This is a genomic window from Methylovulum miyakonense HT12, assembly GCF_000384075.1.
GTDB classification, from domain to species: Bacteria; Pseudomonadota; Gammaproteobacteria; order Methylococcales; family Methylomonadaceae; genus Methylovulum; species Methylovulum miyakonense.
In genome coordinates this window covers 2,740,019-2,759,061 of sequence record NZ_KB913025.1, presented here as the reverse complement: position 1 = coordinate 2,759,061, position 19,043 = coordinate 2,740,019, and the positions used below count along the sequence as shown (strand labels likewise).

General features: G+C 50.4%; 15 protein-coding genes and 1 pseudogene. 12 read left to right on the top strand and 4 right to left on the bottom strand.

The features are described from left to right. Positions 1–28 precede the first annotated feature (28 nt). Both METMI_RS24105 and METMI_RS0113760 read left to right on the top strand, forming a co-directional pair. The gene (locus METMI_RS24105; RefSeq protein WP_019866873.1) at positions 29–1,090 is read left to right on the top strand and encodes a cobalamin B12-binding domain-containing protein; all 1,062 of its coding nucleotides are present in this window, start codon (positions 29–31) and stop codon (positions 1,088–1,090) included. A 6-nt stretch (positions 1,091–1,096) separates the two neighbouring features. After that, complete coding sequence (locus tag METMI_RS0113760; protein WP_019866872.1) at positions 1,097–2,020, top strand: GGDEF domain-containing protein; 924 nt, start codon at positions 1,097–1,099, stop codon at positions 2,018–2,020. 39 nt (positions 2,021–2,059) lie between these two features. On the opposite strand, the gene METMI_RS0113755 is transcribed toward METMI_RS0113760, so the two are convergent. After that, the gene (locus METMI_RS0113755; protein WP_019866871.1) at positions 2,060–3,079 is read right to left on the bottom strand and encodes an SPFH domain-containing protein; all 1,020 of its coding nucleotides are present in this window, start codon (positions 3,077–3,079) and stop codon (positions 2,060–2,062) included. A gap of 56 nt (positions 3,080–3,135) precedes the next feature. Here METMI_RS0113755 and METMI_RS0113750 point away from each other — a divergent pair, with 56 nt between their 5' ends. The 5 genes and pseudogenes from METMI_RS0113750 (at position 3,136) to METMI_RS25535 (ending at position 8,609) form a co-directional block, all read left to right on the top strand. Further along, entirely contained in the window at positions 3,136–3,759 is a 624-nt protein-coding gene (locus METMI_RS0113750) for a hypothetical protein (protein WP_019866870.1), read from the top strand. Further along, positions 3,756–5,264, top strand: coding sequence for a TIM44-like domain-containing protein (locus METMI_RS0113745; RefSeq protein WP_019866869.1), 1,509 nt, complete (start codon positions 3,756–3,758; stop codon positions 5,262–5,264). Before METMI_RS0113750 ends, METMI_RS0113745 begins: the two co-directional genes overlap by 4 nt. A 224-nt stretch (positions 5,265–5,488) precedes the next feature. Beyond that, positions 5,489–5,866 (top strand): annotated as a pseudogene (locus METMI_RS27900) (helix-turn-helix domain-containing protein); the annotation flags it as partial. Then, complete coding sequence (locus METMI_RS27015) at positions 5,782–6,516, top strand: IS630 family transposase (protein ID WP_232215281.1); 735 nt, start codon at positions 5,782–5,784, stop codon at positions 6,514–6,516. The pseudogene METMI_RS27900 and the gene METMI_RS27015, both read left to right, overlap by 85 nt. Positions 6,517–6,587: 71 nt before the next feature. Further along, positions 6,588–8,609, top strand: coding sequence for a calcium-binding protein (locus METMI_RS25535; RefSeq protein ID WP_019866867.1), 2,022 nt, complete (start codon positions 6,588–6,590; stop codon positions 8,607–8,609). A gap of 75 nt (positions 8,610–8,684) precedes the next feature. Here METMI_RS25535 and METMI_RS24090 read toward each other — a convergent pair whose 3' ends face one another. Continuing rightward, entirely contained in the window at positions 8,685–9,701 is a 1,017-nt protein-coding gene (locus tag METMI_RS24090; protein WP_019866866.1) for a lytic transglycosylase domain-containing protein, read from the bottom strand. Between the two features lie 1,171 nt (positions 9,702–10,872). On the opposite strand from METMI_RS24090, the gene METMI_RS0113715 reads away from it, so the two are divergent. Together METMI_RS0113715 and METMI_RS0113710 are read left to right on the top strand one after the other, a co-directional pair. Next, positions 10,873–15,714 (top strand): RHS repeat-associated core domain-containing protein, encoded by a 4,842-nt coding sequence (locus METMI_RS0113715; RefSeq protein ID WP_456299005.1) that lies wholly within the window; start codon positions 10,873–10,875, stop codon positions 15,712–15,714. Positions 15,715–15,717: 3 nt separating this feature from the next. Further along, positions 15,718–16,239: a hypothetical protein gene (locus tag METMI_RS0113710; RefSeq protein ID WP_019866863.1), complete on the top strand. Its 522-nt coding sequence runs from the start codon at positions 15,718–15,720 to the stop codon at positions 16,237–16,239. A 139-nt stretch (positions 16,240–16,378) separates the two neighbouring features. On the opposite strand, the gene METMI_RS0113705 is transcribed toward METMI_RS0113710, so the two are convergent. Continuing rightward, on the bottom strand, positions 16,379–16,651 hold the full coding sequence (locus METMI_RS0113705; RefSeq protein ID WP_019866862.1) for a transposase: 273 nt from the start codon (positions 16,649–16,651) through the stop codon (positions 16,379–16,381). Between the two features lie 118 nt (positions 16,652–16,769). On the opposite strand from METMI_RS0113705, the gene METMI_RS24085 reads away from it, so the two are divergent. The 3 genes from METMI_RS24085 to METMI_RS0113690 all read left to right on the top strand — a co-directional run bounded on the left by METMI_RS24085 (position 16,770) and on the right by METMI_RS0113690 (position 18,583). Then, positions 16,770–17,369, top strand: a complete 600-nt coding sequence (locus tag METMI_RS24085) for an RHS repeat-associated core domain-containing protein (protein WP_083930313.1) — start codon at positions 16,770–16,772, stop codon at positions 17,367–17,369. Position 17,370: 1 nt separating this feature from the next. Next, on the top strand, positions 17,371–17,871 hold the full coding sequence (locus METMI_RS0113695) for a hypothetical protein (protein WP_019866860.1): 501 nt from the start codon (positions 17,371–17,373) through the stop codon (positions 17,869–17,871). 292 nt (positions 17,872–18,163) lie between these two features. Further along, positions 18,164–18,583: a hypothetical protein gene (locus METMI_RS0113690; protein ID WP_156829854.1), complete on the top strand. Its 420-nt coding sequence runs from the start codon at positions 18,164–18,166 to the stop codon at positions 18,581–18,583. Between the two features lie 182 nt (positions 18,584–18,765). Here the strand turns inward: METMI_RS0113690 and METMI_RS27895 are convergent. Next, positions 18,766–19,043: hypothetical protein (locus METMI_RS27895; protein ID WP_232215228.1), on the bottom strand; the 278-nt coding region annotated here is incomplete at its 5' end.

Here is a 19,043-nt window from a genome sequence, read left to right as displayed (position 1 = left end):
ACGGATTAGGACATTGAAGGATTGAGCTATGTTGTTGACAACATTGGAGAAGAAAGGATTGGAGCGGTTCCATGCGCTGCAGGCGGACGCGGCGGACACGGTCGCGGGCCGGTTTTATCAAGCGCACATGGCGATTTATGGACAACTTTGGGCCTGTGGCCGTCAGGCTTGCCATGAGGAGATTAAGTTACACCTCGAATTTCTTCGTCCGGCACTTGAATTCGGGCTATTGCAGCCTCTGGTGGATTACCTGGTTTGGCTGGACAATATGCTGTCGGTGCGGGCAATTCCAGTTGCCCACATTGCCGAGTCATTAGAATATCTGGCGGATTTCTTTTCTGGACACATGGAAGCAGCGGACGCCAAAGTGGTCAATACCGCGCTATTGGCGGCACGGGACACTTATTTAGCGTCCAGAGGGGCCAAACCGGCTCCTCCCCAGCCCCCTAAACCGTGGCCCGAAACAGCGGCATTTGAGGCGGCGTTGCTCGACGGCAACCAGAAAGGGGCATTAGCAATAGTAAACTGTTGTATCGACGACGGGCATAACCTCATTGACATCGAACTGCACATTATCCAAGCCGCGCTTTACCATATTGGCGAAAAATGGCAATCAAACCTGGTGTCAGTCGCCAAAGAGCACATGGCGACGGCAATTGCGCAGTCCGTGATGACAACCGGGCTGCTACGGTCAACACAGTCAGGGCAAACTGGCAAACGGGTGTTACTGGCCTGTGTCGAAGGCAACTATCATGCTGTCGGATTGCGCATGGTCGCTGATGCGTTCCTGCTTGGGGGCTGGGATGTGCACTATCTTGGCGAAAATGTACCCTCCCTAACACTGGTCCAGGAGGCAAAGGAGTGGAAACCTGACGTGGTAGGCCTGTCGGTGGCGCTTGCCCACCACCTACACGCAGTTAAAGAAACCATCACACAACTTCGCCAACAACCGGGCGACGCAAGGCCCTTCGTAATGGTCGGAGGGCTTGCCATCAACCGTTTTGAGAAATTGGCCAAAACGTTAGGCGCCGATGCTTGCGGCAAGGATGCCCAGGCCGCGCTCATCCATGCCAACCGGATCATTGGTTAACCCAATATGAAGTGGATCGGACCTGAGCTAAAAGGGTTGCTCACCATCGCAGTGGCCACCATCCGTGATGACGGCACACTGGTAAAAGCAAATGCCGGATTCCTGCGGCTCATCAATATGGAGGGGGAGCAACCGGCAGGCAAACGGGTGGCCCAATTCTTCATCCAACCGGATTTTGCCTTGCTCGTCAGTATGGAGGCGGATACGGAAGGGCGGATTTACCACGGACTCTTGACCCTAGGCGATTATATGACGCACGCACGCACCCTGCGCACCCGCATTTGGCGGGTAAACTCGGAGCTGCGCTTGCTTGCTGAATATGACATCGAAGAGTTGGAACGTCTCTATGGTACCCTGCTCGCGCTCAACCGCGACTACGCCGACGCCCAGTTCCGGCTTGCCCAGACCAATCTGAAGCTACAGCAACGCGAGGCGGAAATCCTTGCCTTGTCATTGACCGACCAACTCACAGGCGTCGGCAATCGCCGGCAATTGGAACAAGTGCTGCCTGTCGAAATCAGCCGCGCCGAACGCACTGGCGAGAAGTTTTGCGCACTCATGGCCGACCTGGACCACTTTAAGAAAGTCAACGACACATGGGGACATGATACCGGGGACGAAGTGCTCATAAGGTTTGGCAAACTGTTACGCCAGCAAACACGGGTGACAGACACGGTGATTCGGTTTGGTGGCGAAGAATTCATCATCCTGATGCCACATACCCCTCTTGAACAAGCCACTGCCATTGCGGAACGGATTAAGGGGGCAATGGGCGGCTGCCAGTTGGAAGTGTTTCGGGATCCAATCACAGTCAGCATTGGTGTCGCTGAACTTGTGGCAGGCCAACAAGGCACCGAATTCTTACGCCGCGCCGACACCGCGCTCTACAAGGCCAAGGCGTCCGGGCGTAACCGGATCATGGTTGGCTAACGGGCAACAAGCCCAAGCGCCAGTCTCCCCCTCATGCAATTAAAAGGCATCGAGTATCGCTTTTTTCTTAGCCGCATATTCATCAGCCGAGATCAACTCCGCCTCAAACAGCTTTTTCAATTGCGCCAATTTCTCCGCCGGATCAACCACCGGGTTATTGCCGGTGACAGTCCCGGCAGCATTGCTGTTCATGGCCTGGGCGATGTTCTGCCCGAAACTGATGCCCGCCCCTAAACCCATGCCCATCCCGGCACCGCCGCCCTCGTTACGCGCCGCTTCGCGCAAGGCTTCCAGTTGCTGTATTTTGGCATAATCCAAACCCACGGCTTGCGCGGCTTGGGCTTCGGCGGTCATGTCGGCGATGCGGTTGATGCGTTTTAAGGTCTCTTCATCAAAATCCGTACCTTCGATTCTAAAATCGGTGATTTCAAAACCCAAATCGGCAAAAATCGCCGCCATTTTTTCGCGCACGCTTTCGGCGATTTCCTCACGGTTGGCATCAATATCGAGATAGCCGAAATGGCTGGTGGCAAGAAAATCCGCCAGCGGTTGATTTAAACGGGAGACGATAACGCTGCGCATGGTTTCGGTAGTGAACAGCCCATGGCTACCCACGACATTGACGAAAAAACTCCCCGCTTCTTTGATCCGGTAACTATAATTACCGAACGCCCTGAGGCCCACCGGAAACTTGTAAGTAGGGTCTAAGTATTTGATTAACGATGTTGTTCCCCATTTTTGGTCGAGGATGACGGTCTTGCGGAAAAAATAAATGCCGACCTTATGCTCGCTTTCAAAAAACTGCATGAATTTGGTGATGGTCGTCCAAAATGGGATATTATCGGTTTTGAGATTGACCGAACCTTCGTCTTGGTAAACCGCCTGCACTTTGCCTTGGTATACAAAAATACAGCCTTGGCCTGGGCCGACGATTAAGGTTGAAGCGTTTTTGATTTCATCGCCATTGTCGGTCCATTGTTCAAACAAGGCGTTTGGAGCTGGATTTTCCCATTCGATCACCGACCGTAATTGGCGTTTTAAACCGTCAAAAAGTCCCATTATTGAATTCCTCTCGTGCGTAAAATTGTGATTATAGCCTACGGTGCTAAAGACCTATGAAAAAAGCCTTAACAACAGAATTGCAAACGCAGCTTTGGGAAACCATTAAGCACATTGAAAAAAACTCCCACATTGAAATGGTCGTGGTGTTGCGTCCGCGCTCGGCGGATTACCGTGACATTGCTTGGGTTTGGGGCGTTTTTGGTGCGTGGTTGGGCTTTACCTACGTCATGTTCGCACCCGAATATTTTAGTGATGACATCGTGTATGCCACACCGATCGCCGCATTTTTGTCCGGTTTTGCGCTTGCCCATTTCCCATTGCTGACACGCTTAAGCATTAAAAAAGCACGTTTGGAAAAAAGCGTCGTGACCATGGCGCGGGCGATTTTTCAAAAAGGTGGCATCCAGCATACCCAAGCTAAAATTGGGGTGTTGGTTTATGTGTCGTGGTTAGAAAAACGGGTGGTTTTACTGGCAGACAAAGGCGCGGAAATGGCCTTGCCCGTTTCGGAATGGAAAACTTTACACGCTGATTTTCAAGGTATTTTTCACGAACGTAAGCCTTTAGATGCGTTAATTACCCAACTGGAAAAAAGCCAGCCTGTGTTTAGCCGTCATTTGCCGCCGATTGCAAATGACATTAACGAATTGCCTGATGATTTGGATGTGGATTTATGAGAGCGATGCTGTTGATTTGGCTGTTATTGCTGGGTCTTATGACCTGTTTTAACGTTACAGAAGCACGGCCTGGCGGTGGGCATTCCAGTTCGGGGCATAGTTCCTCTTCCGGTTCTTATAGCTCACCATCTTACGGTTCGTTTTCTTATAACCCATCCTTTTCTTCCGGTTACAACAACGGTGTTTCTGTAAACACTAACCCTGCGGGATTAGTATTTTTTCTTATCATACTGATCATCATAATTATCATCCTGAAAAATAAAACCGCCCCGCAACCCTTTGTCGCCGCACCTACGGCAATTAACAGATCACGGCAGCAAAGTTCCCTCAAAAATGAACTGGACTTGCTCAAACAAAGCGACCCCAACTTTTCGGGCATTTTATTCATCGATTTTGTCCACTCGCTCTACACCAAGTTTTACAGCTACTCCACCCATCCTGAATTTAGCTATCTCAGTCCTTTCCTCAGCACCGAACTACAACAGCATTTTGAAAAAGCCGCGCCGTGGACGGTTAACGAGATCGTCATTAACGGCATCCGCTGGGAAAGCATCAGTACCCAAGGCACAGAGACTGAAAGCATCAGTTTAGTCATTGATGCCAATTACACCCTGCATCAGCAAGATAAAGCCACACGCTACACCGTCACCGAGCGCTGGCTGTTTTATCGGCAAAAAGGCTTGCTGTCCGCCGAACCGGACAAAATGCAAACCTTATGTTGCCCACAGTGTGGCGCACCCGCGCACTTCACTGATTCCGGCGAATGCGGTCATTGCGGCACGGTCATCAATAAAGGTGAAAAACAATGGTATTTAAGCAAGCGCGTGGTACTGCGGACGACTGCCTTAGCGGCTAGCGATTTGGTGTCTTATGCCGAGGAACAAGGCACGCAACTCATAACCATCAAGCAAGACGGCTTGGCGGAACAAATGCAAAGTTACATCCAACAACAATCCTTACCCGATTGGAACAGTTTTTGGCAACCCTTTGCCGATGACATAGTAAAAGCCTATTTCCTGAGCATTTACGAACATTGGAGCCAGCGCGATTGGCAAGGCGTGCGGCATTTGTTGTCAGATCGTTTGTATGAAGCCAATTCATTTTGGCTGGCTTTATACGCCGAACACGATTGGCATAACCGTTTGGACGACATCAACATCAGCCAAATCGTGCCCGCCAAAATCGAGCTGGATAAATATTACCAAGCGATCACGGTGAGGATTTTTGCTTCGTGTTTTGATTACACCGAAGATGCTAACGGTAAAATCATCGGCGGTTCCAAACGCAACCGCCGCAGTTACAGCGAATACTGGACATTCGTCCGCCGCACAGGCAAAGCCGCCCACACTGCACCGTATAGCTTGACCAGTTGCCCCCAATGCGGCGCACCCGCCGATAATATGGGACAAACCGCCGAATGCGGCTATTGCGGATCAAAAATCAGCACCGGGGAATTTTCTTGGGTATTGTTTTTGATTATGCAGGATGATGTTTATGAGGGCTGAGCAAACTCAATAATCAGCGTGTTCCGGTAATAAATCACAGCCCTTAGGCATTGATTTTAATATACTAGCGAATTGCTCAGCCAAGCAATTTCACAGTTTAAACAGGAGCAATTCCTTAAGCACTACACCTCAATGGCTTCCTCCGTTATGCCCCGATATGCGTTGTAAGTAATTTGACATAAGTTTTATGGTATAAAATATAAGCTTTTTGAGCCACCGCCCCCATGCCACGTTTAAAATTTGTCCGGCCACTCAGCGACACAGACAAGCAAGAGTTGGATGCGCTTTACAAGACCCACCCAAACTTTAAGGTGCGAAGACGCGCCCACGCCTTGTTGCTGAGCGGCAGCGGGCATACGATAAACCAGCTACAAGCCATTTTCCAGGTTGACCGTGACCCTATCAGCCAGTGGATCGACCGCTTCAACGCGCAAGGCGTCGGCGGGCTTGGGGATTTGCCGCGCTCCGGGCGGCCACCGATTTACACGCCGGAAGAAATCGCACTGTTCCGGGCACAATTGGACGAAGAACCGCGCCAAATCAAGCAGGCCCAAGCCCTTCTGGAGGCCCGGACCCGGAAAAAGTCGGCGACCGGGACGTTAAGGCGCATTTTAAAAAAACCGGTTATTCATGGCGGCGGTGCAGGCGCTCCGTAAAAGGAAGGCGTTGTGCCAATGGCTTTGCCAAGGCCAAAGCCATCCAAACCGTCATGAAACAATGGGCCGATGAAGACAAAATCAGCCTGTACTATTTTGACGAGTCAGGCTTCAGCACCGCGTCCTCCGTGCCTTACGCCTGGCAACCCAAAGGCCGGACGTTGGAAATCCCCTGTTTCCATAGCCAGCGCCTCAATGTCCTGGGGTTTGTTTCCCGGGACAGCCGGTCTTTTTTCCACACCGTTGAAGGGCGCGTCAAAACAGAACAGGTGGCCGGGGCCTTCGACCTGTTTGCCGCACACTATGGCGACGGCTACGCCGTCCATAAAAAACCGTGCGTCGTCATTATTGACAACGCTTCCATGCACACCAGCCGTGCCTTTTTGGCACGCCGCGACGACTGGATGGCGCAAGGTGTCGTGTTGCATTATCTGCCGCCCTATAGCCCTGAGCTTAACCTGATCGAAATCGTCTGGCGCAAGATCAAGTATGAATGGCTGCCCCTATCGTGCTATGCCAGTTACGGGACATTGAAACAGGCCGTATTGGACATCCTTTCAAAATTCGGCGATGAATACCGGGTTACTTTTGTGTAATTACTTAGTGAATTGGTATACATCCCCCCATTAGACTGGTTTCTTTTTCAATCTTTTATAGGGCAACCATCATGGCAAACAATTTAGGCATTATTGATGTAGAAAATAACAACACCTTCCTTTTAGCAAACGATTTAGGCAAGATAAAAGGGACAAACATAGCGGCTGGTACAATCAGCTACCTGAGCGACATAACGTCTAACGACAAAATTGATTTTTATCGTTTTGAACTAGACAAACCCGCACCGCTTAACAGTTATATCGAATTATCTTCGCCCGATGTCGTGGCAATCCAGGCGTTTTATCAAATGCGCCTCTATAGCTACGATGCCGCCAACGACAGTTACACCGAAATTCAAGTCAGCGCACAGCTCAATAACTACCCATATAGCTACCGACTAGAACTCACTTCTTTGAAAGCGGGCACTTATGTATTCGGCGTTGCAGGTGCGGAAAGGGATTTTGCCAATGCCACAGGCTTGTACAATTTACGGATTTCCATCCCCTCCCCTAGCCAGCCCGGCAAGGTCATTACTGGCACAGACAATAACGATACCCTCGTAGGTGGCAACGAAGAAAACACCCTTTACGGTAACGCAGGCAATGACACCCTGAAAGGTAACGGCGGCGATGATGCGATTTATGGCGGAGCCGGCAATGATGTTTTGTATGGTGGCGACAATAGCGACCTTCTCAATGGTGGTAGCGGGCTTGATAAAGTTGTCGATTCAGGGGATTTATGGGAATTCATCCTCAGCAATGACCGCTTGATCGCGAATGGCGTGGATGTGCTGGTCGGCATTGAGCAAGCGCAATTGACTGGAGGCAACGGCGAGAACCTGTTGGACGCGTCCAAATTTACCTTAGGTTCGGTGGTGTTGGATGGTGGCCTTGATGATGACACGCTCTTGGGCGGCAGCAAAAATGACCGTCTGATTGGTGGTGAAGGCTTTGATTACCTTGATGGCGGCACAGGCCAAGACATTTTAAACGGAGGAAATGGTGGCGATGTCTATGTGGTCGACAATTTAGGCGATAAAATCATAGAAGGCACGGGTTATGACCAAGTGAATTCCTATGTCAGCTTTACTTTAGGAAGTTTACTTGAAAATCTGACCTTGTTAGGTACCGCTACCATCAACGGTACAGGCAATGCGCAAAATAATATATTAGTGGGTAACGACGCTAATAATATTCTGACTGGCTATGCTGGCAGTGATGTCCTAAATGGTGGCAAAGGCGTGGATACCCTTAACGGTGGCACAGGCGATGACACTTACCTTGTTGACCGGACTTTTGACGTCATCATCGAAACCTCTTTAAGCGACCATGAACTGGTCAAATCGTCAGCCAGCAAATATACCTTAAGCGCCAATCTGGAAAACCTGATCCTGATAGACAATGGCATCCAAGGCACCGGAAACAGCCTAGCCAACACCATCACAGGTAATGGCTTAAACAATATCATCAATGGTGCTGGAGGGGATGACATCATTTACGGCTTTTCCGGTGATGACACCCTGTATGGCGGCAGTGGCAATGATTTTATCTACGGAGATAGTGATGGCAATGCCGGGAATGACATTATCTATGGTGGCAGCGGTAATGACGAAATTTATGGTGGATTAAACGGTAAAGACATCTTAAATGGGGGTGCGGGGCAAGATTTTTTTGCTTCGCAATTCGACAACAATGACATTTACGTCTTCCAGTTTGGCGAATCTTTACTGGCGAACCCTGACCAAATTGACATTTTCGGTGTAAATGGCGACAAAATCGACTTGCTATCCAAAACGGGCGCTGCAATCGGACAGCCAGACCACTTTACCCGCGCCAAAGACATTGACGCGTTTGGTTTGGACAAAGCCGATGTTGATAACATATTCATTGACGCCAATGGCAAACTTGCCGGAAACCAAGCGTTAGAAATCAATAGCGCGGCGATTGTCCAAACTTTCGGCGGGATTTCTTACCTGATTGTCAATGACGATACCGCCGGATTCCAAGCCAATACGGATTTGGTCATTTCCCTAGGCATCAATACCGCATTGCCGCCACTAGGGGCGATTTCGGCGGATACTTTTTTCTTGTAACGGCAAGGGCCGTAATTTAGTCAAGCCCTAAACGCCAAGCCCGGCTTCGTTAACCGGCCAGCAGGATAAACGGCATCACTGGCCGGACATATTACTGGAATACTGCATCGGGTTGCCGGCTATTTCGCGTGCCGCCAGAAATTGGGCGTAATAGTTGCGGGAAGCAAAGCCGAACGCCGGGCTCTGATAGGTTTTGACGATACGGACAAAATCACGGCCAACTTGGGTTTGTGCCCGCCTCATACCGCCGATACCATGGTTGTAGGAAGTGATTGCCGTAGGCCAGTCACCCAACTTGCCGTAGGCATAACTCAGGTAACTTGCCGCGCCTTTGGCTGAAGCAACGGGATCCAGGCACAAATCCACCCTCCCGCCAGGCATGAAGGTCTTCGCCGCACCTTTGGTGAATTGCCACATGCCGACCGCCCCAGCGGAGGATCTTGCTGACGGTTGGAACGAAGATTCGACGTGCGGCAACAAGGCCAAATCTTCCGGCAAGCCTGCATCGCGGAAGATTTTTCTAAATTGCCGGTCATAGCGGCGGCTGATCTCCAACCCTTTCATGAACCGTTCGCGGGTACCGCGTTGCGCGCGCACCCGTTCGGCGGCACCGTACAGGACGCTGTTAAGTTGCCTGCCGTTACTCTTCAATTTAGCAATCATTTGCTTGTCATTAACCGTTAACGGCGCGTTGTAACGCAATTTGCCCTCTAGGACAGCCAATTGGGCTTTCCAAAAATCCCGGCGCTGCCTGACCATATTTTTTTGTTCCCGGGTCAGGCTTTCTCCGACATCGCCAGGCAACACCATCACTTCGTAGACCACATCCAGATAGCGGTCATCATGAAATGCGACTTCCGAGCGGCGCCACTCCACATAGGTTTTGCGCCAGAATTCCACTGCAGGAGCCAGTTCGCCAGGTTTGTGGAATACCCCGGAGCGGACTGTAGGCCTATAGAAATTTTGCGCCGTGGCCGTCCGAGGCGGGGCGACCCTATAGGCTTGGACATTATCAGGCTTGGCGGTAGGCGTAGTGTTGCTACAACCATCCATCACCAAGGCAACCGCCAGTACAAGCCAAATCCGCATCATTAATCGGTTCATTTTATTAAGGTGATCCCGTATTGATAGGTTTCAAGTTAGCGTTTTTGCGCATCTTTGGTTAAATTGGACTCATCCGATCCACATTTAAATATCCGGGACTTAACCCATCGGTAAATGTGCTTTTTACCCCAATCGGACATCCTCCACCCTGAATATAATAGTGTATTTTAAGGGATATGATAATGGCTCAAGACACATTAAACGTCCTGTTTTTAAAAGCCCCCCATTTTAATTAATCAGGGAGCAGAGGGCAGAGGAGTAGCCCGTAAGGAGCGAAGCGGATTACGGGTTTTTCCAATTCCGCCATGCCGTATTTAATCGAGTGGATTCGGTACGGGTGTTTGAAATGGGGAATTGTGCGGTTTCGAGACCCCGTATTTCGCTATCGCTGCATACGGGCTGCCTCGCTTTAATGACGGGGCCGATAGCGGGGATCAGAACTGTCGCCGCCCGCTACCCAAATCGCCCAGAAAATGGCCGCCCCACCGGAGTTTTTATGTGGGGAATTACGTGCAAGCCTAAAATGTCTGGATATTTTCCCTTTTAATATCAATCAAGTAAAAGTCGTTTGGCGGAAGGTGTGAAGTATCCCGCTTCAAACTAGGTAATAGTTAATATTTCCGGCGGTAACATTCACCTATACTTCCGGACAATTTTGTTTTCCGGCCAGGGCTTTTGCTGGTAGCAGGCAAGGCGTTGGGCGGCAACAACGCCACTCACTCCCGCCTTCAAAGCTCGGACAGCGTATCGGATTTTCCTGTCGGACGGGGCATTCGCCCCAGCAAAGCCCGTAGGTGAGGTACCAACTCCAACGCATTGGGCGGGCATCAATCCTTGGGGTTCCTAATGTCACCCCAACGAGCTACATGGCTGATTTCGGAAAGTTATTTTTAGCGAGTAGCCCGTAAGGAGCAAAGCGGATTACGGGATTTTTCAACTCCGCCCATGCCGTATTTAATCAAGTTCATTCGGTATGGGTGTTTGAAATTGGGAATTGTGCGGTTTCGAGACCCCGTATTTCGCTATCGCTGCATACGGGCTACCTCGCTGAAATGAATCAAAAAAGATCAAGTAAGCTGGAGCCGTTCATTGGGAGGCCGTCCCGACATGGCAGATTTTGGAAAGTTATTTTTAGCCAAATCCTTTAGGAGTAATTCTGATGCAAGGTGCACCTTTAAAAGTAAAAAGGCCAGTTATTTTAATGAAACATGACAGTTTTTTGGGGTATTTCAAAGTGTCTTGCATCAAAGCAATCTTTTTACTGTTTATAACTATCCTGTTAATGCCGACCCGAACAATAGCAACAGAATATGAACCAGCTATTCGTTTACTTTATAGCGGACAAACAAAAGGCTACGTTTCAACTCCAAGCGAGGGCTGTCCAGGTTACTACATTAACTACCCACCTCCAGGCTTCCCAATATTGGTAGGGTATTTTCCAAAAAATTTTGATGCTTCTAATCAGGTTTATCGTGGGAATCTTAGAACTTGGAATTGTATAAATGGCAGTAACGATATTCATACTGACTTTGGAGCCGTCGTTGAACGTCCTTTTTGCTTTCGATCGGTGTTTCCTAGTATCAGTGCCATTTTCATATTTGCTGGTAATCCACAGCTCCCTCCAAATAGCCCCACTGACTACTATTGTCCTCTCCAACCCACTACCGCACCTCAGCCGACCAAAACCCCGCCGCCTGAACTTTGCTCTGGTAGCCCATTTAAAGGCAACCCCATTAACACCAGTCTCGGCGACAAAGTCCAGATAGAGAAGGATTACGAAGACAGCAATAGCTTGCGGTTTGAACGGACTTATCACAGCCATGCCGGGGTAGCCAACACCAGCAATAATCTTGGCGCACAATGGCGGCATTACTATGACCGCTCCATTACTTCGTCAACTTGGGAAATCACTCCGCCTGTGGATGGACAAACTGCGATGGTTGCCAAGTATGACGGCAGGCGACTGGTTTTCAAATACAGCCAAGCCACCGACAAGTGGACACCCGACCCCGACATCACCGACAGGCTAGAATACCTCAAGGATTCCAACAACGTGTTCAGTGGCTGGAAGCTGACCGACCGCAACGACAACGCTGAAACCTACAGGACTGACGGAAAACTTCAGGCTCTGAAAAACCGTAGCGGCAGTGTCAACCTAGTCTTGGACTACAGCACCAAAGACACGCCCTTGTCCTCCCTCTATACCGCCGCCGCGCAAGCTCCGGCACCGCTCGTTGCCGTCAGTGGCAAGCTCCTTAGCGTCACCGACCAAATCACCCACCATACGCTGACTTTTCTGTACGACGAAAAACTACGCATGGCGCAAATGACCGTCCCTGGCGGAAGCGTTTATCAATACCAATACGACTTAGATAAGGACGGTAACACCTTGGAGGCTTATGGCAACCTCACCACCGTGGTTTACCCTGAAAGTACCCCTACAAATCCTGTCATACGCACTTACGAATACAACAACCCCAGTTACGTCCCTGCCGCTTTTTCTAATCCTGTCGTCGGCATCCATAATGCCCTGACCGGCATCATCGACGAAAACGGCCAACGTTACGCCACTTGGAGCTACGACACCCAAGGCCTCGCCGTTTCTTCGCAACACGGCGATGTCAGCAAAAACATCGACCGGGTTGACATTGCCTACACCAGCGGCACATCAAGCACCATCTCGGAAGGCTTGCGTGACACCTCAGGCAACTTGCTCAACCCAGGGCAACCGATGAATTTCCAGATCATCCAAGGTGTTGCCAAGGTCACGTCACAAAGCCAACCCGCCGCCACGCCCAATCCTAGCAGCTGCCCCACTTCCGCCAGCAACTTGCGCTACGATACCAACGGCAACATCATCCAGCGCACCGACTTCAACGGCAATGTCACCTGCTACGCCTACGACACCGCCCGCAACCTGGAAACCGTGCGCATCGAAGGCATCGCGAAAGGCAGCCCGCTGTTGGCGGGCGGCCAATGCCCAACCGACGTGCAAGGCTCAGCCCCCACCGCCAACACCGCCGAACGCAAAATCACCACCCAATGGCATCCCCGCTTCCGTGTCCCCGAAAAAAAGGCCGAACCCGAACGCCTGACCACCTGGGCGTGGGGCGACAGCACCAACGCCAACGCCCCCCAATGCGGCAAAAACGGCGCGGTCGCCGACGGCGTGCTGTGCAGCAAGACCGTCCAGTCCACCAACGATGGCACAGGAGCGTTAGGCCTTGCCGCCAGCCCGGCCAGCACCCGCAAATGGCTATACACCTACAACGCCTTCGGGCAAACCCTGTCGGTTGACGGCCCACGCAACAATGTCAGCGACGCGTCGGACAAGAGCCAATACGGGTATTACACCGACACGGAGACCAACGTCAACAACCGCCGGATGCTGAAAACCACCACCAACGCCTTAGGGCAAGTGACCACCTACGACAGCTACGACGCCCACGGCCGCCCGACCCAAATCACCGCCGCCAACGGTGTCGTCACCCAACTGGCCTACACCCCGCGCGGGCAATTGCAGACCGTCACCACGGCGGGACGCAGCACCCAATTGGCCTACTACCCCAACACCTTGCTGAACACCGTCACCAGCCCCGCCACGGGCACCACCACCTACACCTATGACGATGCGCATAGGCTCAACACCATCCAAAACGCCGCCGGAGAAAAGCTCAAGTACGTGTTGGATAACCTCGGCAACCGCACCAAAGAACGCACGGTCACCGGCAGCGGCGCATCCGAAATCACCTACACCAGCGTCAACCGCCGCTTCGACAACCTGGGCCGGTTGTGGAAACTGCTCAACGCCGCCAACCAACTGGTCAGCGAATACAACTACGACCCTAACGGCAACCTGACCGCCACCACCGACTACCCCGACGGCACCGCCGCCAACAAGCAACAGACCCTCAACGGCTACGACGCGTTGGATCGCATGGATTTGTTGACCAACGTTATAGATAGCGTAACGAGTTACTTGACCACCTACGGCTACGACGGCCTAGGGCAACTCACCCAAGTCAAAGACCCGCGCGCCAACAGCACCGCCAGCCCGCGCCCCAATGGCACGGGCTTCACCACTAACGGCCTCGGCAACCAAAGCCAGGAAAACAGCCAAGACCGCGGCGTCACCAACAACACGGGCTTCGACCCTGCCGGCAACCTCAAGACCCGCATTGACGCCCGCAACACCACGACCCAATACACTTACGACGCCTTGGACAGGTTGCTGACGGACAGCACCTACCTCGCCGATGCCAACGGTGCCGCCCAGGCCACCACCGTGGACAGCACCATCAGCTACCGCTATGACCTGAACACCGCCGACCTGACCGCCAACCCGCCTGCCAAAAACGCCGTCGGGCAACTCAGCCACGTCGACGACCCCAGCGGCAGCACCGACTGGCAATACGACGGCGAAGGCCGCCTACAAACCAAGACCCACAGCATCAGCACCGCCCAGGCCAGCCGCAACCTGAGCGTCAGCTATACCTATGATGCCATCAGCGGGCGCGTGGCGACGATGACCTACCCCTCCGGCTTCACCGTCGGTTACAGTTATGACCCTGCCGGACGCCCCAGCCAGCTCGCCTACGCCCAAAGCCCAACCGGTACTTTCACCACCCTGCTCGACGCCTTCGCCTACCAGCCCTGGGGCGGGGTCAAAAGCTACACCCTCAGCACCGTCACCGGCACGCCCGCCGTCAGCCGCCATTATGACAGCGACGGGCGCATCGACGGCTACACCCTCAACACCGGCACCAAAAAGCTCGCCTATGACCGTATCGGCAACGTCACCCAACTGGGCGACGGGGGATTCACCGACACCACCGTCAGCAACGCCAACAACTATGTCTATGACGGACTGGGCCGCCTGACTGACTTCACCCCGTTCACNGGCACCGCCCACCACTACGGCTACGACGCCAGCGGCAACCGCACCGAAAAGACCGTCGGNAGCCAGACCCTGTACACGCCCGACGACCAAAGCAACCGCCTGGACTGGGTCGGCNNCNCCNCCTACAGCTACGACGCGGCGGGCAACCTCACCGCGAACGGCAGCGGCCCCACCTTCGGCTACGACAGCCGCAACCGCCTCGCCAGCCTCACCAACGCCTCGGGCACCGTCACTTACCAGTACGGCACCAACGCCCTAGGCCAGCGCGTCAGCAAGACCGACACCGCCAACGCCGCCAATAGCCGCTTCTACGCCTACGACGAGGCCGGGCAGCTGCTCGGCGAATACGGCACCGACGGCAGCCGCCAACGCGAACACCTCTGGCTGGGCGACCAGCCCGTCGCCGTCGTCAACGCCAGCGGCGGCGTCTACCTTGTGCTAACCGACCACCTCAACACCCCCCGGCAAATCATCGACACCAGCAACCGCCTGCGCTGGCAATGGGACTTTAGCGACCCGTTCGGCGGCAACGCGGCCAACGGCAAGCCCGACGCCAGCCTGACCCGGTTCGACTACAACCTGCGCTTTCCGGGGCAGTATTTCGATGTGGAGACGGGGTTGTTTTACAATGTCTTCCGTAGTTATGACCCTAAGGTGGGGCGGTATACGCAGAGTGACCCGATTGGGATTGCGGGTGGGTTGAATACTTATAGCTATGTCAATGGGAATCCGATTAATATCATTGATCCGCTTGGATTATTTGGTCAAACTGCTGAAGGTGGTGTTGGATGCTCTAGTTGTCATGGTGGTTTTTGGGATTGGTATAATCCACCTGTTCCGGCAAAACCTGCGCCTTACGAATCTAGAGGTAAAAATTTTGGGAAACATCACCCGACCCTCCCTATAATTAACCCTGGAAAAGATTGCAATGGTAATTGCAACCCTTGTCCGCCAAGTATAGCTCCTTTTTCAGAACCGGGTAATGAACATGGTTCAACTACAGGTTCTCATTGGCATAAAATCGACTATCATCAAAACAAAGCAACATGTGAATGTTACCCTAGCACAAGTGCTAGCCCTGATGGTATTAATTGGAAATAAGTTATGAATGAATCAACAAAATTCCTTATTACAAACCTGGCTAATCGTTACCGAGAATGTGTTCGTTCAATTTGGAATATTTATTTTATGGATCAATACCAAGCCACCCAAAACTGGGATTTGCTCGATTCATTTAAAAGAATAGAGCAGGAATTATTTGACAGTATTGTATTAGTACCTGCTTTACCGGATGATGAAGAGGAATTCAATTACAGATTGGGTTCTCCTTGTCCGAAGATAAAAATTATTCCTTCTCAAATTCCTGATCCAGGTGACAAATGGGATATACCTGTTGAGATCAATCGAACTAAAGGTGAAACTAGCGGATACTGGGACCATCCAATTACAAGAATTAATTCCAAAGCTGAACTTGCATTTGTAGATTTTTTTGATTGGGATTCTTATGGATTTATCGATATGTCTAAAATCGTGGCAGAAATAAAAGATTATCCAGAAAACCCAAATCTTATTGGGCATCGTTTGATTGTGGAATTGGTATATGTTGATATTGTTTTTATTACTTGAGTGAGACGGGGGTTCGTAACCCTTACAAGAAGGAAATATGGAATCAGGTCTTGCAAAATAACAAACAGGTGTTTTGAATATGATAATGCAAGACCTAACCCCGTATCCACACCCTCAACACCGCCACCAAAAAACTCACCTACGTCCGCCTAGCGAGTAGATACCATCTCTCCACACCAATCACAAGGGGGTACACAGCCACTTGTGGTTGATAGGGTTGCTGGTTTTTGATGACACCATAACAAATCTGTACCAGCTTCCGCATGGCAGCCCCCAAAGCTGACATCTTGCTTTTGCCCTTTCCTGTCAGGCGTTCATATTGGGCTTTGATGTCAGGGTTATAGCGGGTTGCGGTGACGGTCGCCATGTAGAGTTTGGAGCGTATCTTGGGGTTGCCGTTTTTTGTCAGCACGTAGCCCGTAAGGAGCGAAGCGGATTACGGGCTTTTCCAAACCTAACATTGCCGTATTTCATCGCACTGTTCCGGAACGGGGTTTCGGGATTAGGATTTATGCGGTTCCGAACCCCGTATTCCGCTACCGCTGCATACGGGCTACCTCGCTGGCAGGTATACGCAGAGTGATCCTATCGGCATTCAGGGTGGGTTGAATACTTTTGGGTATGTGGGGGGGAATCCGGTTAATTCCACCGATCCGACTGGTTTAACGGCTATACCTTTCCCAGGGACAGGTATAGGCGGCGGAACTGTTGCAGAATTTTGCCTTGCCAATCCAATTGCATGTAGTGTCGCAGCTGCCGGCGCTGCAGGATATGGAGCTGGTAGTCTAATTTACCCTATTATTGCTGAACCACTTGGTAATGCAATCGATAAAATATGTAAGCCAGCGATACCTGATGTAGAGCCGGATAATTTGTGCGTACAACTTGCGTTAGCTGAAGCTAAGGCAGGTGCTGGAGAACCTAGAATGGGTAAAATGGGCGATGAACCTCGCTTAATAGCACATTATGGGCCGGGGCCTTGGATAAAGATGCAATACATCCATGATTGCCCTGACGGACGGATAATCGTTATACATTACTTTCATAGTGTAACTAACTATAAAAACGTAGAATTAAAAATAAAATATATTGGTACTCATGCAGGATTATCTGGTATAACCGAAAAATAATATGGAAAAACAGTCACTTTCTAATGACATAATAAATCACTTTCGACTTTTCTTTTTTGATGAAGAGTCTGTAGATAGTTTTATCAAATGGCTATACGCGAGCAAAGAAATTGAACAAGCAATTGGCTATGAAAATTATTATTCATTATTAGAAATTGATTACAGGCAACCAGATAATGTTTATACCGCCAAGCAAATTGTAAAGAAGATTTATGAAAAAGATAAACAAGGGAAATTAGTGATTGATCAAGGAATATCAATAGCCGAAAACATCTTGAACGGCTCTATAGGTTTACACGATGGATGCAGAAAATTAGCGGATCTATGTTTAGCGGATCTATGTTCTGATAGGAATGAATATATTGACAGAGTTTTTGTTGCATATGTTGATGAGCTTGACAGGCTTGAAGACACTAATTTTTATGATGATCGAATTATGGATGATGTAAAAAAGTTATTAACCTCGTACGGAAGGGAATCGGGTTCGTCGGGAAACACGTAGCGAGTAGCCTGTATGGAGCGAAACGGAATACGGGTTTTCTCGGCAACGATATGCCGTATTTAACCGCGTTGTTCCGGCACGGGGTTTTCGGGATTGGGAATTGTGCGGTTTCGAGATCCCGTATTTCGCTATCGCTGCATACGGGCTACCTTGCTAAAAGGAGCAATTGGGTAAATTCAAATTGTGGACCACAACAATGCCCATAATAAACAGCGTTCCGAATTTAATAAAATATACATGGGTCATCTCAATTGTAATAATTAATTGTTCATTTACAGAGAGGCAAATTAACGTGGAACCTGACTTAATGCTCGAATCTGTTGCGTGGTCGTTTAAAGAACCCATACCAGATTCGCCTTCTGCTTTAACCAATGCTATTTCAGTTTATTATGATGAAATAAATATTCCTAAACCATTTGACAAGAACTTATTGACATCAACCTCGCCTTTAGAACGATTAGATGTCACCTACATATACGCGCTGCCAAAAATAAATAAAAAAAACAATCTGATTGAATGGGAAAAAGTACCAATGATTGTAAAGATTGATGGAGGAGGTAAATTTCTTACTTATGCAGATATTCTTTGGCAATTGCACAAAGCTGTATATACGTATCTAAAAAATGATGATCACCATTTTTTTGAAGGGCTTGAGTTTTCTGGAAAAAACGAAGAAGGTGTTGCTGAATATGAAATGTGGCTTGGAAACTAAAGCCGGGTAGATACTCTGTTCAAAATCAAGCTATATTCAATGATCATTAATCTAGCGAGTAGCCCGTAAGGAGCGAAGCGGATTACGGGATTTTTCGGCAACGACATGCCGTTTGTCATCGCACTATTCCGGCACGGGGTTTTGAAATTGGGAATTGTGCGGTTTCGAGACCCCGTATTTCGCTATCGCTGCATACGGGCTACGCCAATCCCTGCCTTTTTACGGGATTTTCCAACTCCGCCATGCCGTATTGAATCATGTTGATTCGGTACGGGGGTTGAAATTGGGAATGATGCGATTTCGAAACCCTGTATGTCGTGAAACGGATTACGGGATTTTTCGGCAACGACATGCCGTTTGTCATCGCACTGTTCCGGCACGGGTTCTCGGAATTGGGAATTGTCCGGTTTCGAACCCCGTAATCCGCTTCGCTCCTTACGGGCTACGCCAATCCCTGCCT